This is a genomic window from Bradyrhizobium tropiciagri, from assembly GCF_018130545.1.
Classification (GTDB): domain Bacteria; phylum Pseudomonadota; class Alphaproteobacteria; order Rhizobiales; family Xanthobacteraceae; genus Bradyrhizobium; species Bradyrhizobium tropiciagri_A.
In genome coordinates this window covers 439374-452947 of sequence record NZ_JAFCKF010000006.1, presented here as the reverse complement: position 1 = coordinate 452947, position 13574 = coordinate 439374, and the positions used below count along the sequence as shown (strand labels likewise).

13 protein-coding genes are annotated in these 13574 nt (G+C 66.0%); 4 read left to right on the top strand and 9 right to left on the bottom strand.

Annotated elements, in window-relative coordinates; all coding sequences use genetic code 11:
• The first annotated feature begins 149 nt into the window (after positions 1-149).
• Entirely contained in the window at positions 150-2360 is a 2211-nt protein-coding gene (locus JQ616_RS27310; RefSeq protein WP_212019916.1) for an OmpA family protein, read from the top strand.
• A 145-nt stretch (positions 2361-2505) separates the two neighbouring features.
• Here JQ616_RS27310 and JQ616_RS27305 read toward each other — a convergent pair whose 3' ends face one another.
• A complete protein-coding gene (locus tag JQ616_RS27305; protein WP_212019914.1) occupies positions 2506-2871 on the bottom strand; it encodes a nuclear transport factor 2 family protein in 366 nt (121 codons plus the stop codon).
• A gap of 96 nt (positions 2872-2967) precedes the next feature.
• Between JQ616_RS27305 and JQ616_RS27300 the strand changes: the two genes are divergently transcribed.
• Positions 2968-3555: a TetR/AcrR family transcriptional regulator gene (locus tag JQ616_RS27300; protein ID WP_212019912.1), complete on the top strand. Its 588-nt coding sequence runs from the start codon at positions 2968-2970 to the stop codon at positions 3553-3555.
• A 167-nt stretch (positions 3556-3722) separates the two neighbouring features.
• Here the strand turns inward: JQ616_RS27300 and argG are convergent, their stop codons facing one another.
• The 6 genes from argG to JQ616_RS27270 form a co-directional block, all read right to left on the bottom strand.
• Positions 3723-5060: an argininosuccinate synthase gene (argG, locus tag JQ616_RS27295; RefSeq protein ID WP_212019910.1), complete on the bottom strand. Its 1338-nt coding sequence runs from the start codon at positions 5058-5060 to the stop codon at positions 3723-3725.
• A gap of 90 nt (positions 5061-5150) precedes the next feature.
• The gene (locus JQ616_RS27290) at positions 5151-5933 is read right to left on the bottom strand and encodes a phosphatase PAP2 family protein (RefSeq protein ID WP_212019908.1); all 783 of its coding nucleotides are present in this window, start codon (positions 5931-5933) and stop codon (positions 5151-5153) included.
• A gap of 83 nt (positions 5934-6016) precedes the next feature.
• On the bottom strand, positions 6017-6502 hold the full coding sequence (locus JQ616_RS27285) for a hypothetical protein (RefSeq protein ID WP_212019906.1): 486 nt from the start codon (positions 6500-6502) through the stop codon (positions 6017-6019).
• Between the two features lie 65 nt (positions 6503-6567).
• Entirely contained in the window at positions 6568-7782 is a 1215-nt protein-coding gene (gene rlmN / locus JQ616_RS27280) for a 23S rRNA (adenine(2503)-C(2))-methyltransferase RlmN (RefSeq protein WP_212019904.1), read from the bottom strand.
• Positions 7783-7875: 93 nt separating this feature from the next.
• Positions 7876-8463: an invasion associated locus B family protein gene (locus JQ616_RS27275; protein WP_212019902.1), complete on the bottom strand. Its 588-nt coding sequence runs from the start codon at positions 8461-8463 to the stop codon at positions 7876-7878.
• A gap of 185 nt (positions 8464-8648) precedes the next feature.
• Positions 8649-9488 carry an SDR family oxidoreductase gene (locus JQ616_RS27270; RefSeq protein ID WP_212019900.1) on the bottom strand — a complete coding sequence of 280 codons (840 nt, stop codon included), beginning with the start codon at positions 9486-9488 and terminating at the stop codon, positions 8649-8651.
• 89 nt (positions 9489-9577) lie between these two features.
• On the opposite strand from JQ616_RS27270, the gene JQ616_RS27265 reads away from it, so the two are divergent.
• On the top strand, positions 9578-10558 hold the full coding sequence (locus JQ616_RS27265; RefSeq protein ID WP_212019898.1) for an NADPH:quinone oxidoreductase family protein: 981 nt from the start codon (positions 9578-9580) through the stop codon (positions 10556-10558).
• Positions 10559-10753: 195 nt separating this feature from the next.
• Here JQ616_RS27265 and JQ616_RS27260 read toward each other — a convergent pair whose 3' ends face one another.
• Together JQ616_RS27260 and JQ616_RS27255 are read right to left on the bottom strand one after the other, a co-directional pair.
• Positions 10754-11131, bottom strand: coding sequence for a YkvA family protein (locus tag JQ616_RS27260; RefSeq protein ID WP_212019896.1), 378 nt, complete (start codon positions 11129-11131; stop codon positions 10754-10756).
• A 93-nt stretch (positions 11132-11224) separates the two neighbouring features.
• A complete protein-coding gene (locus tag JQ616_RS27255; protein WP_166213205.1) occupies positions 11225-11530 on the bottom strand; it encodes a 4a-hydroxytetrahydrobiopterin dehydratase in 306 nt (101 codons plus the stop codon).
• A 210-nt stretch (positions 11531-11740) separates the two neighbouring features.
• On the opposite strand from JQ616_RS27255, the gene JQ616_RS27250 reads away from it, so the two are divergent.
• On the top strand, positions 11741-13144 hold the full coding sequence (locus JQ616_RS27250) for a TAXI family TRAP transporter solute-binding subunit (RefSeq protein WP_249137298.1): 1404 nt from the start codon (positions 11741-11743) through the stop codon (positions 13142-13144).
• Positions 13145-13574 lie beyond the last annotated feature (430 nt).

Here is a 13574-nt window from a genome sequence, read left to right as displayed (position 1 = left end):
GCAACCCGTTATAATGTCGAAATAAACTTCGCCGATGATTCGGTGCTCGCCACAATCCGGCCTAACGGCTGGCAATTCATCGTGTCGCCGAATTGTTCGGCTCTCACTCTCCCTCCTGCCCAGACTTTCCGCCCGGGGACTCCAATACCATGACAAAGCTTCGTCTCGTGCTGCTCGCCACGACTGCGCTGACGGTGATGCAATTCGCAACCTCAGCGTCGCACGCACAAACTTCGCCGCTGGTCGTCGCACAGGCGCAGCAGAAGGAAGAACTCGGACCTGACGGAAAGCCGAAGCCAAGGCCGGCGCCGGGCGCGCCCGCACATCCGGCACCGCCGGCCGCCGCGCCGCATCCGCCGACGCCTCCCGCGGCCGCGCCGCCCGCCCATCCCGCTCCGCCACCGGCGGCCGCGCCCGCGAAACCGACCCCGCCGGCTGCTGCCCCTGCACGCCCGACGCCGCCTCCGCCGCCTGCGGCTGCCCCCGCGCATCCGACACCCCCCGCAGCACCCGCGCGGCCTGAACCGCCTGCCGCGCGTCCGGCACCGCCGCCGGCAGCCGCGCCCGCGCGGCCCGAGCCACCAGCCGCGAAACCGGCGCCCGCACCTGCACGGCCGGAGCCGCCCGCAGCTGCACCTGTGAAGCCTGCAACGCCGCCGCCGGCTGCTGCGCCCGCACATCCCACGCCGACTCCACCGCCTGCCGCAGCACCGCAGCGGCCGGGCACGCCGCCGACGCCAGCGCCGGGAGCCGCGCATACGACTCCGACGCCGGGTGCCGCTACACCGGCACCGGGTGCCGCTGCTCCGGCAGCACGCCCCGGCACGCCGCCCGCGGCCGCAACACCGACACCAGCAGCTCCGACAATGGCGCCGGCCGAGCGCCTGCGCGGCGAACGGCCCGGTGGCGCCAAGCAACCGCCTGGCACGACGTCGCCGACAACGCCCGCGCCGGGCGCGACACCGGCAGCACCGGGCGCCGCCGCTCCAGCTGCACGGCCCGGCACGCCGCCGGCAGCCGCCACGCCGACGCCTGCTGCACCTGCAACGCCGGGAGCCGCAACACCGGCGCCGGGTCAGCAGGGACGTCCCGCGACACCGCCCGGAACGCCCGCAACCCCGGGCGCGGCAATGGGCGCCCCCGGAGCGACACCGGCTCCGGGTCAGCCGGCACGTCCGGGCGTATCGCCGGCTCAGGGAGCCGCCATGGGTGCACCCGGCGCGGCACCGGCGCGCCCTGCCGGCCCGCCCGCCGCGACAGTCGTTCCCGGCTCGGCCGCCGCAACACCACCGCCCGGCCAAGCACAATACGCCCCGCCGACGGTTGCACCGGCATTCCGGGCCGCGCCTGCGGTCGCGGCACCGCTGCCGCCGCCGCCGCGGCATGACAACATCACGCCGCTCGCGATCGGCGCCGCGGTCGGTGCAGGTGTAGTGGCCGGCGCCATCATCGGCGGAAGCATCGCCGACCTGCGCGGCCAGCGGCAGGAGGTGGTCGAAGGCGGCCGCACCATCTACACCGAGCCGGACCGCGTCATCATCCGCGACCCGAGCGGCCAGGCCTATGTGCGCGGCGACGACGTCTATCGTTTCCGCTATGGCGCGCGCGACATCCGCACCGAAACGGTCGGCGGCGAAACCCGTACCATCGTGGTCCGTCCCGACGGCAGCGAGATCATCACGGTGGTCGGTGCCGACGGCCAGATGCTGCGCCGAATCCGCAGGGATCCCGGCGGGCGTGAGCTCGTCATCATCGACAACAGCTATCGCGATCCGCGTGCGGTCGGCGGCTTCTATGTCGACGTACCGCCGCCGGTGGTCAACATTCCCTACAATCGCTACATCGTCGACGCTCAGGACGCGTCGCCCGACGTAATCTACGAGACCATGGAGGCACCGCCGGTGCAGCGGATCGATCGGCGCTACTCGCTCGAAGAGATCCGCTACAGCCCCAATGTCCGCATGCAGATGCCGTCGATCGACCTCAACACGATCAACTTCGACTCCGGATCGTGGACCATCCCGCCGGATCAGGCGGCGAGGCTGCAGGTGATCGCCGACGGCCTCAACCGGGCCATCCAGCGCAATCCGCGCGAGGTGTTCCTGATCGAAGGCCATACGGATGCGACCGGCAACGACACCGACAATCTGTCGCTGTCCGATCGCCGCGCGCAATCCGCCGCAGAGCTGCTGACACAGCAGTTCGGCGTACCGGCCGAAAACCTGACCTCGCAGGGTTACGGCTCGCAATATCTGAAGGAGCAGACCGACGGACCGAGCCGCATCAACCGGCGCGTCACCGTTCGCCGCATCACCCCGCTGCTCAACGGCGGCACCGCCTCCGCCGCCCCGCCGCGCTGAGCCGGCGCGACATCACGAGACCAAATGGCCGGGAGCGATCCCGGCCATTTTCGTTTTTGGTGCCGCAATGGCAAACGGGCTTTGCCTTACCTCGCCCCGCTTGCGGGGAGAGGGAGCGGAGCATCAATGCGCAGCGCCGCCGGCGTCAGCGCGCCATCTGCGCCGGATCGTAGAAGAAGCGCTCCTCGATCAGCTCCTCGCCGCGCCAGGTCTGCCAGGCGACTTCCTCCATGCTGCGGACCTTGCCGTCCTTGCCGGTGAACTCGAATCGCCAGCAGATCGCGGAGTGATCGCCGTCGACGAACAGCGGCCCAAGCCGCGTGGTCTTCACGCCGGAGACCGCGGCCAGCACCGCCGCCTCGCGCGCCGCGAGAGCTTCACGACCAACACGCCACTCGCCGTCGTTCTCCTGGGTGCGGGCATCGGCCGAGTAGAAATTCCTGATGGCGCCGACATGGTCGTTGGATTCGACCGTGTCAGCGAAGGCTTGCAGTGTCTTGAGCGAGGGCATGGGCTCTCTCCATTTACCGACTGGTGGTCGGTATTTATCGACTGACAGTCGGTAAGTCAACTGGCGCCGGTGCGGAACCTGAGCTAGAGATGGAGGATGGCAACCCAGGCCGAACGGCGCGAGAAGACCAGAGCATCAATCGTCAAGGCGGCGCGGCGCATCTTTGGTGAGCGCGGCTTTGCGGCTGCAACGATGGACGACATCGCCAGCGGCGCGCGGGTTGCAAAAGGCGCGGTCTATCATCACTTCGCGACCAAGGAGGCGGTGTTCGAGGCGGTGTTCGAGCAGGTCTCGATCGACCTCGTCGCCGATCTCGACCGCATCTCGCGCGCCGAGAACGATCCGCTCGCGGCGATGGCGGCGGGAACGCAGGGCTATTTCGCGGCGTGCTCGAAAGGTCCGACCGGGCAGATCATTTTGCGCGATGGCCCCGCGGTGCTCGGCTGGGAACGCTGGCGCGAGATCGACGCCAAGCATTTCGGCGGCAAGTTTCCGCGCGCGCTGGCGGCGGCGATGGATGCCGGCGTGATCGCCAAGCAGCCGATCGAGCCGTTGGCGCGGCTGCTGCTCGGCGCGGTGACGGAAGCCGCGGTCGCGGTGTCGGCGGGACCGGATATCGGCAAGACCGGCACCGACTACGCGCGGGCGTTTCGTTCGCTCTTGGATGCGCTCAGGGTGAAGTAGCCCAGCCTCTCACCGCGCGTCGTCCCTGCGAAAGCAGGGACCCATAACCACAGAGAGTTGTTGTTGCGCGAACCGGGGCCCCAGCGTGCGCAACAACTGACGGTCGTGGTTATGAGTCCCGGGTCGCGCTGCGCTTGCCCGGGACGACGAGGTGAAAGAGCGTCGCCTCAGTCCTTGTCTTTCTTGAGCTGGAAGATCTGCGAGCCCTCGCCGCTCGAGATCAGGCCGGTCTTGTTGTAGAGGCCGAGCTTGGCGCGCGTGTCGGAGATGTCGAGGTTGCGCATCGTCAGCTGGCCGATGCGGTCGGCCGGCGTGAAGGCGGCGTCCTCGACCTTCTCCATGCTGAGCCGCTCCGGCGCATAGGTCAGATTCGGGCTCTCGGTATTCATGATCGAATAATCGTTGCCGCGGCGCAGCTCGAGCGTGACCTCGCCGGTGACGGCGCTGGCCACCCAGCGCTGCGCGGTCTCGCGCAGCATCAGGGCCTGAGAATCGAACCAGCGGCCCTGGTAGAGCAAGCGGCCGAGCCGCATGCCGCTGATGCGGTACTGCTCGATCGTATCCTCGTTGTGGATGCCAGTGACCAGCCGCTCATAGGCGATGTGCAGCAGCGCCATGCCGGGCGCCTCGTAGATGCCGCGGCTCTTGGCCTCGATGATGCGGTTCTCGATCTGGTCACTCATGCCTAGGCCGTGGCGGCCGCCGATCGCATTGGCCTCGAGGAACAGCGCGACCGGATCGGCGAAGGTCTTGCCGTTCAGCGCGACCGGCTGGCCTTCCTCGAACCGCACCACGACCGTCTCGGGCTTGACGTCGCAATCGGCGCGCCAGAACGGCACGCCCATGATCGGGTTGACGATGGTGATGCCGCTCGCAAGGCTCTCGAGATCCTTCGCCTCATGGGTCGCGCCGAGCAGATTGCTGTCGGTCGAGTAGGCCTTCTCCGCGCTCATCTTGTAGGCGAAGCCCTGCGCGGTCATGAACGCCGACATCTCGGCGCGGCCGCCGAGCTCATCGATGAATTGCTGGTCGAGCCAGGGCTTGTAGATGCGCAAGCTCGGATTGGTCAGCAGGCCGTAGCGATAGAAGCGCTCGATGTCGTTGCCCTTGTAGGTCGAGCCGTCGCCCCAGATGTTGACGCCGTCCTCCTGCATCGCCGCGACCAGCATGGTGCCGGTCACCGCGCGGCCGAGCGGGGTGGTGTTGAAATAGGTGATGCCGCCGGTCGAGATGTGGAACGCGCCGGACTGGATTGCGGCGATGCCCTCATGGACCAGCTGGGTGCGGCAATCGACCAGGCGGGCCTTCTCGGCGCCGAAATCCATCGCCTTGCGCGGGATCGCGTCGTAGTCGGCCTCGTCGGGCTGGCCGAGATTGGCGGTGTAGGCGAAAACCTTGGCGCCCTTCAGCTTCATCCAGAGCAGCGCCGCCGAGGTGTCGAGCCCGCCTGAGAATGCGATGCCGACTTTCTCGCCGGTGGGCAGGCTTTTCAGAATCGTACTCATGGGACGGTCCAATCGGTCGAAATCGGTGGTGATCAGGCAGGGCGAATATCAAATTTCCGGAGCCGGGGCACGCCTTTAATCAGGCCCAAATCAGGCTTCGGGTCGGCTCGGCTCCGCCCGGCCGCCCCGGCGCCAGCGCTGCATCCACCGGTAGCCGGGCATCGCCAGCCGCGTCAGCGCGGCATCGACCTGGGCGTCGGTCAGCCGGGTCGCGGCCCAGCGGTAGATCAGCGCGTAGAACAGCCAGACCGTGAAGAACGACACCAGACCCGCGATCGCGACGTCGGTGAAGAAATGGCCGCCAAAGGCCATCCGAAGGGCGCTGGTGACGATGCCGAACACGGTGGCGCCTGCAAAGGCCAGCGGCCGCCAGGCGGGCGGCGTCAGCGCCGCCGGCGCGTAGGTCCAGAACGCGGTCGCGCCCTCGCCGGAGAAGAACGAGCAATTGCGCGGGCAACCGCCGCGCGGATCCCACCACGGCATGAATTGCAGGTCGCCGCCGAACTGCGTCACGAACACCGGCCGCGGCCGGCCCCAATAATTCTTGAAGGTGAAATTGGTCAGCACGCCGGCCGAGAGCAGCATCGTGGTGAGCAGGAACACCGCGGCGCGGCCGGACATCAGCATCGGCCGGTCCGGTCGGATGAATTTCCAGACGATGGTCACGATCGCCGGCAGCACCAGCGCCCAGGCGATCCACATCGCCGCATCGCGCGCGAACTGCGCCACCGCGTCGAGCTTCACGGGGAAGGTGTGCTGCGCGGCGTCGTAGAACAGCGCGGCGAGCTTCAAGTCGAGTTCGGGATAGAGCCCGAACAGGATGCAGATGACGAGCGCCAGCGCCAGCGCGATGAAAAGTCCGGTCCGGTTCATGGCGCGCGGTTTAGCCGAGGCGGCGGGGCATGAAAAGTGCGTCGGCTTGCCTTACCCCCTGGAGGGGGAGGGTGAGAATGGCATCACGGCTGCGGCGATTGCGACGGCAATGGTGGCGGCGGCCGCAAGGGGCGCCGCGGCTCGCGCCAGGCGCCGGCGCTGCGGCCGGCGATCAGCCAGTAGACCAGGCCCGCGACGATGCCGGCGCCGGTCATGATCTCCATGTGCCGGCGCACGATGCCGTGGAACTGGACCGTATCGGGATCGAACGGGATCAGGCCGAGATAGCAGGCCGCGCCGACGATTGCGCCGCCGACCGCATAGGCCAGCACGCTGCGGATGTAGAACGCCTCGGTGATCAACACCACGATCAGCGCCGGAAGCAGCGCAAAGCCCGAGATGAAGATGAAGCCGAAACCGAGCACGATATCGATCGCGCTCTGGTCGATCTGGCCGCCGAAATCGCTGATCTCGGGATACAACACCGCGACCACCACGATGATCCCTGCCACGAAGCAGGCCATCAGGAAGCCGAAGGCGACGACGAACAGCCGGCCGATCAAGGCCATTTGATTCTCGTTTGAGTGGGCATGATCCTGTCCGAAAACCGGATTCCACTTTTCGGGATCATGCCCTAATCCGTCATCGCCATCGCGCGCAGCGCCTGACGCTCGCGGGCGGAGAGCTTTTCGGTCTCCGACTTGAGCTGGCCGCAGGCGGCGAGGATGTCGCGGCCACGCGGCGTGCGCACCGGCGAGGAATAGCCGGCGTTGAAGATGTACTCGGAGAACTTTTCGATCTGCTCCCAGTCCGAGCATTCGTAGGCGGTGCCCGGCCACGGATTGAACGGGATCAGGTTGATCTTGGCCGGAATGCCCTTCAGCAGCTTCACCAGCAGCCTGGCGTCATCGAGCGAATCGTTGACGCCCTTGAGCATCACGTATTCGAAGGTGATGCGCCGCGCGTTCGAGGCGCCGGGATAGTCGCGGCAAGCCTGCAGCAATTCCTTGATCGGATATTTGCGGTTCAGCGGCACCAGCTCGTTGCGCAGCTCGTCGCGCACTGCGTGCAGCGAGATCGCGAGCATCACGCCGATCTCGTCGCCCGTCCGCTTGATGTTCGGCACCACGCCCGAAGTCGACAGCGTGATGCGGCGGCGCGAAATGCCGATGCCTTCATTGTCGCCGACGATCAGCAGCGCGTCGCGCACCGCGTCGAAATTGTACAGCGGCTCGCCCATCCCCATCATCACGATGTTGGTGACGCGGCGGGTGCCGTCCTCGCGATCGGCCCAGTCGTTGAGCCGGTCGCGTGCCACCATCACCTGGCCGACGATCTCGCCGGCGGTGAGGTTGCGCACCAGCCGCTGCGTGCCGGTGTGACAGAACGAGCAATTCAGCGTGCAGCCGACCTGCGAGGACACACAGAGCGTGCCGCGATCGGTCTCGGGGATGTAGACACACTCGACCTCGTGCGGCCGTTCGGCCTTGTCGCCGCTCGGCAGCCGCAGCAGCCATTTGCGCGTGCCGTCATTGGATATCTGCTCGGCGACCACTTCGGGGCGGTCGACGGTAAAATGTTTCTCGAGCTCGGCGCGCATGTCCTTCGAGACGTTGGTCATCTCGGCGAAGTTCTTGGCGCCGCGGAAATACATCCAGTTCCAGAGCTGCTGGGTGCGCATCTTGCGCTGGCCTGCCTGCACCCCGATCTCGCCCAGGCGATCTGATATCTCGGCGCGCGACAGCCCGATCAGCGACGGCTTGGCCGGCGGCACATAGGTCTCGAGCGGAACCTTCTCGACCAGCGCGCTGGCGCCGGACACGGCCTTGGTGGTCACGGTGTCGGTCATGAAACCTCAAATAGGCCTTCCAGCCGGTGCTGGAAAGCCTCCAAATACCTCGATTTTGTGTCCCTGAGCGGACTTTGTTGGCCGGATCGCGGGCTAGCGCCGGCAGTCCGACCCCAGCCGGTCGAGCGCCTGCGCCAGACCCTTCAGCGAGAAAGTATCGATCGTCTCGGTGCCCTTCGCCGAGACGGCTTTTACCGTCAGATCGGCCGATTTGCGCATGGCTTCCACCATCCGCTCCTCTTCGGCCGCATTCTTGATCCAGAGGCCGTCACCCTGCGTGTACATCGCATAAGTACCGCCGCCGACCTGCAGCGTCGATTCCGAGCCCGGCTTCACGGTGTAGCCGATCATGATCGAGACTTCGTTGACGACCTTCTCTGCCGGGCGCGTGGAGATGAAGGCATAGGCCGGATCGCGCGGCCGGTTCGCCGGATTGGTCTTCGACGACGCCGGCTTGGCGAGCGCAAAGCACACCTTCTTGCCGTTGGGAGAGGCGGTGTAGGCGCCCCAGGTCCCGAATTGCCCGATCAGCGTCGGCTCCGCGCCGCCTGCCGCAGCCGCGGCCGCCGAAGGCGCCGGCTTGGCCGCGTCCTTTTTGGGTGCAGCCTGCGTTGGTGCAAGGGTGATGATCCCGCACAGACCACAAGCCGCCAATGATGTCAGAATCTGCCGCACAGCCAACTGGTTCCCCCATCATTGTGACTGCAAGATGGCCCGGCGATTCCCCCTCCGCCGGCTCGGATGGATAACCGGGAAACGTTTTTTTGGGAAGGCAGTCAGGCGCGGCCACGCGTCAGCCAAAAGCCGTACACGCGTTGCCGCACCTCAGCGCTTGTTCTCGCCGATCAGCTCCGCGTCATCTCCTTTCATCCCTTGGCACGCGCGTCGCGCTGGCTCTCCCACTGCGCATCGGTCCATTGCAGCAGGTCCTCGGCACCGGAACTACGCAAATGCGAGCCGCCGTCCTGCACCACCATCTCGCCATTGATGTAGCCGGCCTGATCCGAGATCAGGAAGCTCGCGAGATTGGCGAGCTCGGAATGCTCGCCGGCGCGACCGAGCGGGTTGCGATGCGACCAGGTCTCATTGCGCCCTTCGGGACGCAGCTGTCCGGTCGCACCTGCGGTCGGGAACGCGCCAGGCGCAATCGCCACGGTACGGATGCCCTTCGGACCCCATTCCACGGCAAGGCTCTTGGTCATCGCCAGCACCGCGGTCTTGGCCATCGACGACGGCACCGTGAAGGCGCGGCCGGTAATCGTCGAGGTCGAGAGGATCGAGAGCACCACGCCCTTGTGCTTGCCGTCGATCCAGCGGCGGCCCGCGGCAAGCGTGCAGTACATCGTGCCATGCAGGGTCGGCGCGAGGATCGCGTCCGCCGCGCGGAATGACAAATGTTCGCTCTGCGCAATAAAGGTTGCGGCAGCATTGTTGACCAGCACGTCGATCGGCGCGTCCTGCCAGATCTGGTCCATCATCGCTTCGACCGCAGCGCCGTCGCGGATATCGCAGCGCGCGATGGAGACCTTGGCGCCGAGCTCACTGCGGAATTTCGCTGCGGTTTCTTCCAGCAGCCCCTCGCGCCGGCCGCAAATGATCAATTCGGCACCGAGTTCGGCAAAGCGTCGACCCATCGCAGCGCCGAGACCGGAGCCGCCGCCGGTGATCAGGATGCGCTTTTTCACTAGCAGGCCTTTTTCAAACATAGTTTGATCCCTCCGCACTGTATTGTCGCTCCGCCGCAAATCCGGCATGAAGCTTTCAGTCCTTTTGCGTCCGAAACTCAGGTGTGTCCATGAAAGCCATCCTCTGCTCGCAATACTGTCAACCCGACGATCTCGTGCTGGCTGACGTGCCCGATCCGGTGGCCGGCCCGGGCGAGGCCGTGATCGCGATCAAGGCGGCGGCGCTGAACTTCTTCGACATCCTGATGATTCAGGGCAAGTACCAGATCAAGCCGCCGTTCCCGTTCTCGCCGGCCGCCGAAGTCGCCGGCGTGATCGAAAGCGTCGGCGCGGGCGTCACCGATCTGAAGGTCGGCGACCGCGTCGTCGCATCATGCGGCCACAACGGCGCGCGCGACAAGATCGCGCTGCCTGCGAATTCGATCGTGAAGATTCCGGACAGTCTCGATTACGATCGCGCGGCAGGGATCATCATCATCTACGGCACCGCGCTGCATGCGCTGGAAGATCGCGCCAGCCCGAAGCCGGGCGAGACGCTCGCGGTACTCGGCGCCGCCGGCGGCACCGGCCTCGCCGCGTGCGAGCTCGGCAAACTGATGGGCCTGAAGGTGATCGCCTGCGCCTCGTCGGACGAGAAGCTCGCCTTCGCCAAGCAGCACGGCGCCGAGCTGACGCTGAATTATGCGAAGGAAGATCTGAAAGAAGGCCTGCGCAAGCTGACCGACGGCAAGGGCGCCGACATCGTGTTCGATCCGGTCGGTGGTTCTTATGCCGAAGCGGCGCTGCGCTCGACCGCCTGGGAAGGCCGCTTCCTGGTGATCGGCTTTGCCGCCGGCGACATTCCGAAGATTCCGCTCAACCTCGCACTGCTGAAGGGCTGCGATATCCGCGGTGTGTTCTGGGGCGCGTGGGCGCGGCAGAACCCGGAGAAGAACCGCAAGAACCTCGAGAAGCTCGTGCAGTGGACTGCGGAAGGCAAGATCTCCTCGCATGTCGACCGCACCTTCCCGCTGTCGCAGACTGCCGAAGCGTTGAAGGTACTCGCCGGCCGCAAGGCAATGGGCAAGGTGATCCTGCATCCGGGAAGCTGAGCGAATATCTGTCCGCGTTCGGGCCGCGCCCCCTCGCCCCGCTCTTCGCGAGGAGAGGGTTGGGGTGAGGGGCGGCCTCCGCATAGACGGCAACAAATGCGTTCGCGGAGACTCCCCCTCACACGGATCGCATCTGACGATGCGATCCGACCTCTCCCCGCACGCGGGGCGAGGTTAGCAGCCCCCGCTTCGCGCTCACTCCTCCGCCGGCACCCCGCGCTTCAGCGCGGCGCGGGCGGCTTCGCGGTGCTCCGGCGTGATGTGGCTTGCCACCATGCGGATCGCAGTTGCCAGCACCGCGGCATCGTCGGTAAAGCCGAGCACCGGCAGCATGTCGGGGATGAAATCGAAGGGCAGGATGAAATAGGCGATCGCGCCGAGCAGCGCGGCCTGGACATGGCGCGGCGTCTGCCGGTCGAAGGCGCAGTAATAGGCGGCCAGCAGATCCTCGGCGAACGGCAGGCGCGCGACCACTCTCTTGAACTTGATCCAGAAGCGGCGGCGCACGCTTTCCGGGTCCTGCGCCAGCCGGTCAGCAGGCCCAAATCCCACGCCGGTGTCGGACGTTGCCATTGCAAAGGTTCCTCGACGCCGCGACAGTTCAGCGGCGGACGATGACGAATCTGGGGATGTCGGCCGCCCGGTGCAAGGTTACAGGCAACCGGGTCAGTTGACCCCGAGCTGCCGTGCGATCGCGTTCATGGCCTTGGCGAGATCGATGTCGCGCTTGGTCACCCCGCCGACATCATGGGTCGCCAGCACGACCTCGACGGTCTTGTAGACATTCTTCCATTCGGGGTGATGATCGTTCTTCTCGGCGACCAAAGCGGCGCGCGCCATGAAGCCGAAGGCTTCGTTGAAGTCCTTGAACACGAAGGTCTTTGCGATCGCCTCGCGTCCGGCCAGCTCCGACCAGCCGGCCAGTTCCCAAAGCGCGGCCTTCCTTGCTTCCGCTGACAGCCTCTCGACCATGGTAACCCTCCCGTTTGGCCCGACCTTAGCCTAACAACCGGCCTGCGGGCGGGATCCACGCCAAAATTAAGGCCGAAATCGCGTCCTATCGCCGCTGGTAACCATGACGCAGATGTAACATCTGTCTATTCAGGAATTTGCTACAAATACAGGATGTATGCACGTTGGTAGTTTTACGAGATTGAGCCCCGACGTTTGTTTGCGAGATCGATGACAGACGGCTCCGCCAGCATATCGCCCAAGCCGCTGCGTTCGGCAAAGCAGCGGCTGATGTTTGTTTTGATCGCCGGTGCGCTCGCCATCATCGGCGCGATGGCTGCCGGCTATTATTTCGCGGTACGCCCGGTGACGCTGCGGATCGCGGTCGGCCCTGCCAACAGCGATGACCTCAAGGTCGTGCAGGCGCTGGCGCAGGCCTTCAACAACCAGCAGCACACCCAGGTCAAGCTCCGCCCGGTGCAGACCGACGGCGCCACCGCCAGCGCGCAGACGCTGGCCGACGGCAAGGCCGACCTCGCCATCATCCGCGGCGACCTCGAAGTGCCGAAGAATGCGCAGGCAGTCGCGACCCTGCGCAAGAACGTCGTCGTGATGTGGGTGCCGCCCGCCAAGGGCAAGGTCCGGAAGTCTGCCAAGATCACCAAGATCGCGCAGCTGTCCGGCCGCAAGATCGGCGTCGTCGGACGCACCCCGGCCAACGTCAATCTGCTGAAGCTGATCCTGACGCAATACGGCGTCGACCCGATGAAGGTCGAGATCGTGCAATTCCCGGCCAATGAAGCGGTCGAGGCGATCAAGAACCTGAAGGCCGACGCCTATCTCGCGGTCGGCCCGGCCAACAGCAAGATCACGATCGATGCGATCACGGCGTCGACCAAGGATGGCGGCGAGCCCACCTTCCTCGCGATCGACGCGTCGGAGGCCATTGCGCAAAACCATCCGGCCTATGAGGCCGCGGAAATTCCCGCCGGCTCGCTCGGCTCGGCCGACCGGCCCGACGACGAGGTGAAGACGATCAGCTTCTCCCATCACATTGTCGCACGAAAAGGCCTGTCGGACTCCACGGTCGCGGCCTTCACCCGGCAATTGTTCGCGATCCGGCAATCGCTCAAGAACGACTTCCCGCTCGCCGCCAAGATCGAGACCCCAGACACCGACAAGGACGCCACCATCCCGGTGCATCCGGGCGCGGCCGCCTTCGTCGACGGCGAAGAGAAGACCTTCCTCGACCGCTACAGCGACTACATCTGGTGGAGCCTGATGGCGTTCTCGGCGATGGGCTCGGCCGGCGCGTGGTTCGCCGGCTATCTCAAGCAGGACGAGCGCAATACCAATACCTCGCAGCGCGAACGCCTGCTGGAGATGCTGAAGTCAGCGCGGCAGAGCGATTCGACCGAAGAGCTCGACCAGATGCAGGCGGAGGCCGACGACATTCTGCGCCACACGCTGGACTGCTTCGAGCACGGCGCCATCGAGGAAGGCACGCTGACCGCGTTCAACATCGCGCTCGAGCAGTTCCACAACGCCGTCGCCGACCGCAAGGCGCTGCTGCTGAGCATGCCGCAGAATCTGCAGCGGACTGCGACGCAATTTCGCGCGGCGGGCACGGCGTAGGTCCTTAAATCCGCTCCCCATGGACTTGCTTCGCTTCTTCCGTTGGCGGAGAGGCCTCCTCTATTTCTCATCCTCTTGTCCGCTGAAGCCTTGTGAGGGAGTCACCGGCGGCAGAGTTCCCTCCCCCCTTGCGGGGGAGGGTTAGGGAGAGGGGTGCCGCTTGCTCCGTCGAAGTTTGGTCGCGAGAACGTCGTTGCGACTGAGCGAGTGTCGTTTTCATCTGTGACGCTAGCGCCCCGGGCTTACCCCTCTCCCCACCCTCCCCCGCAAGGGGGGAGGGAGCCTGACATGGGTGCTCGCCTCACGAAGAAGCAGACGTGCTTTGAAACGCTTCCGAGCCGACGAGCAAAGGCAGGGCGAGCTCGCCCTGTAATCTGTCCGTCATGGAATTTTTCTAGGTCTTGGCACGCCCGCGGCGCATTGTCGCTGT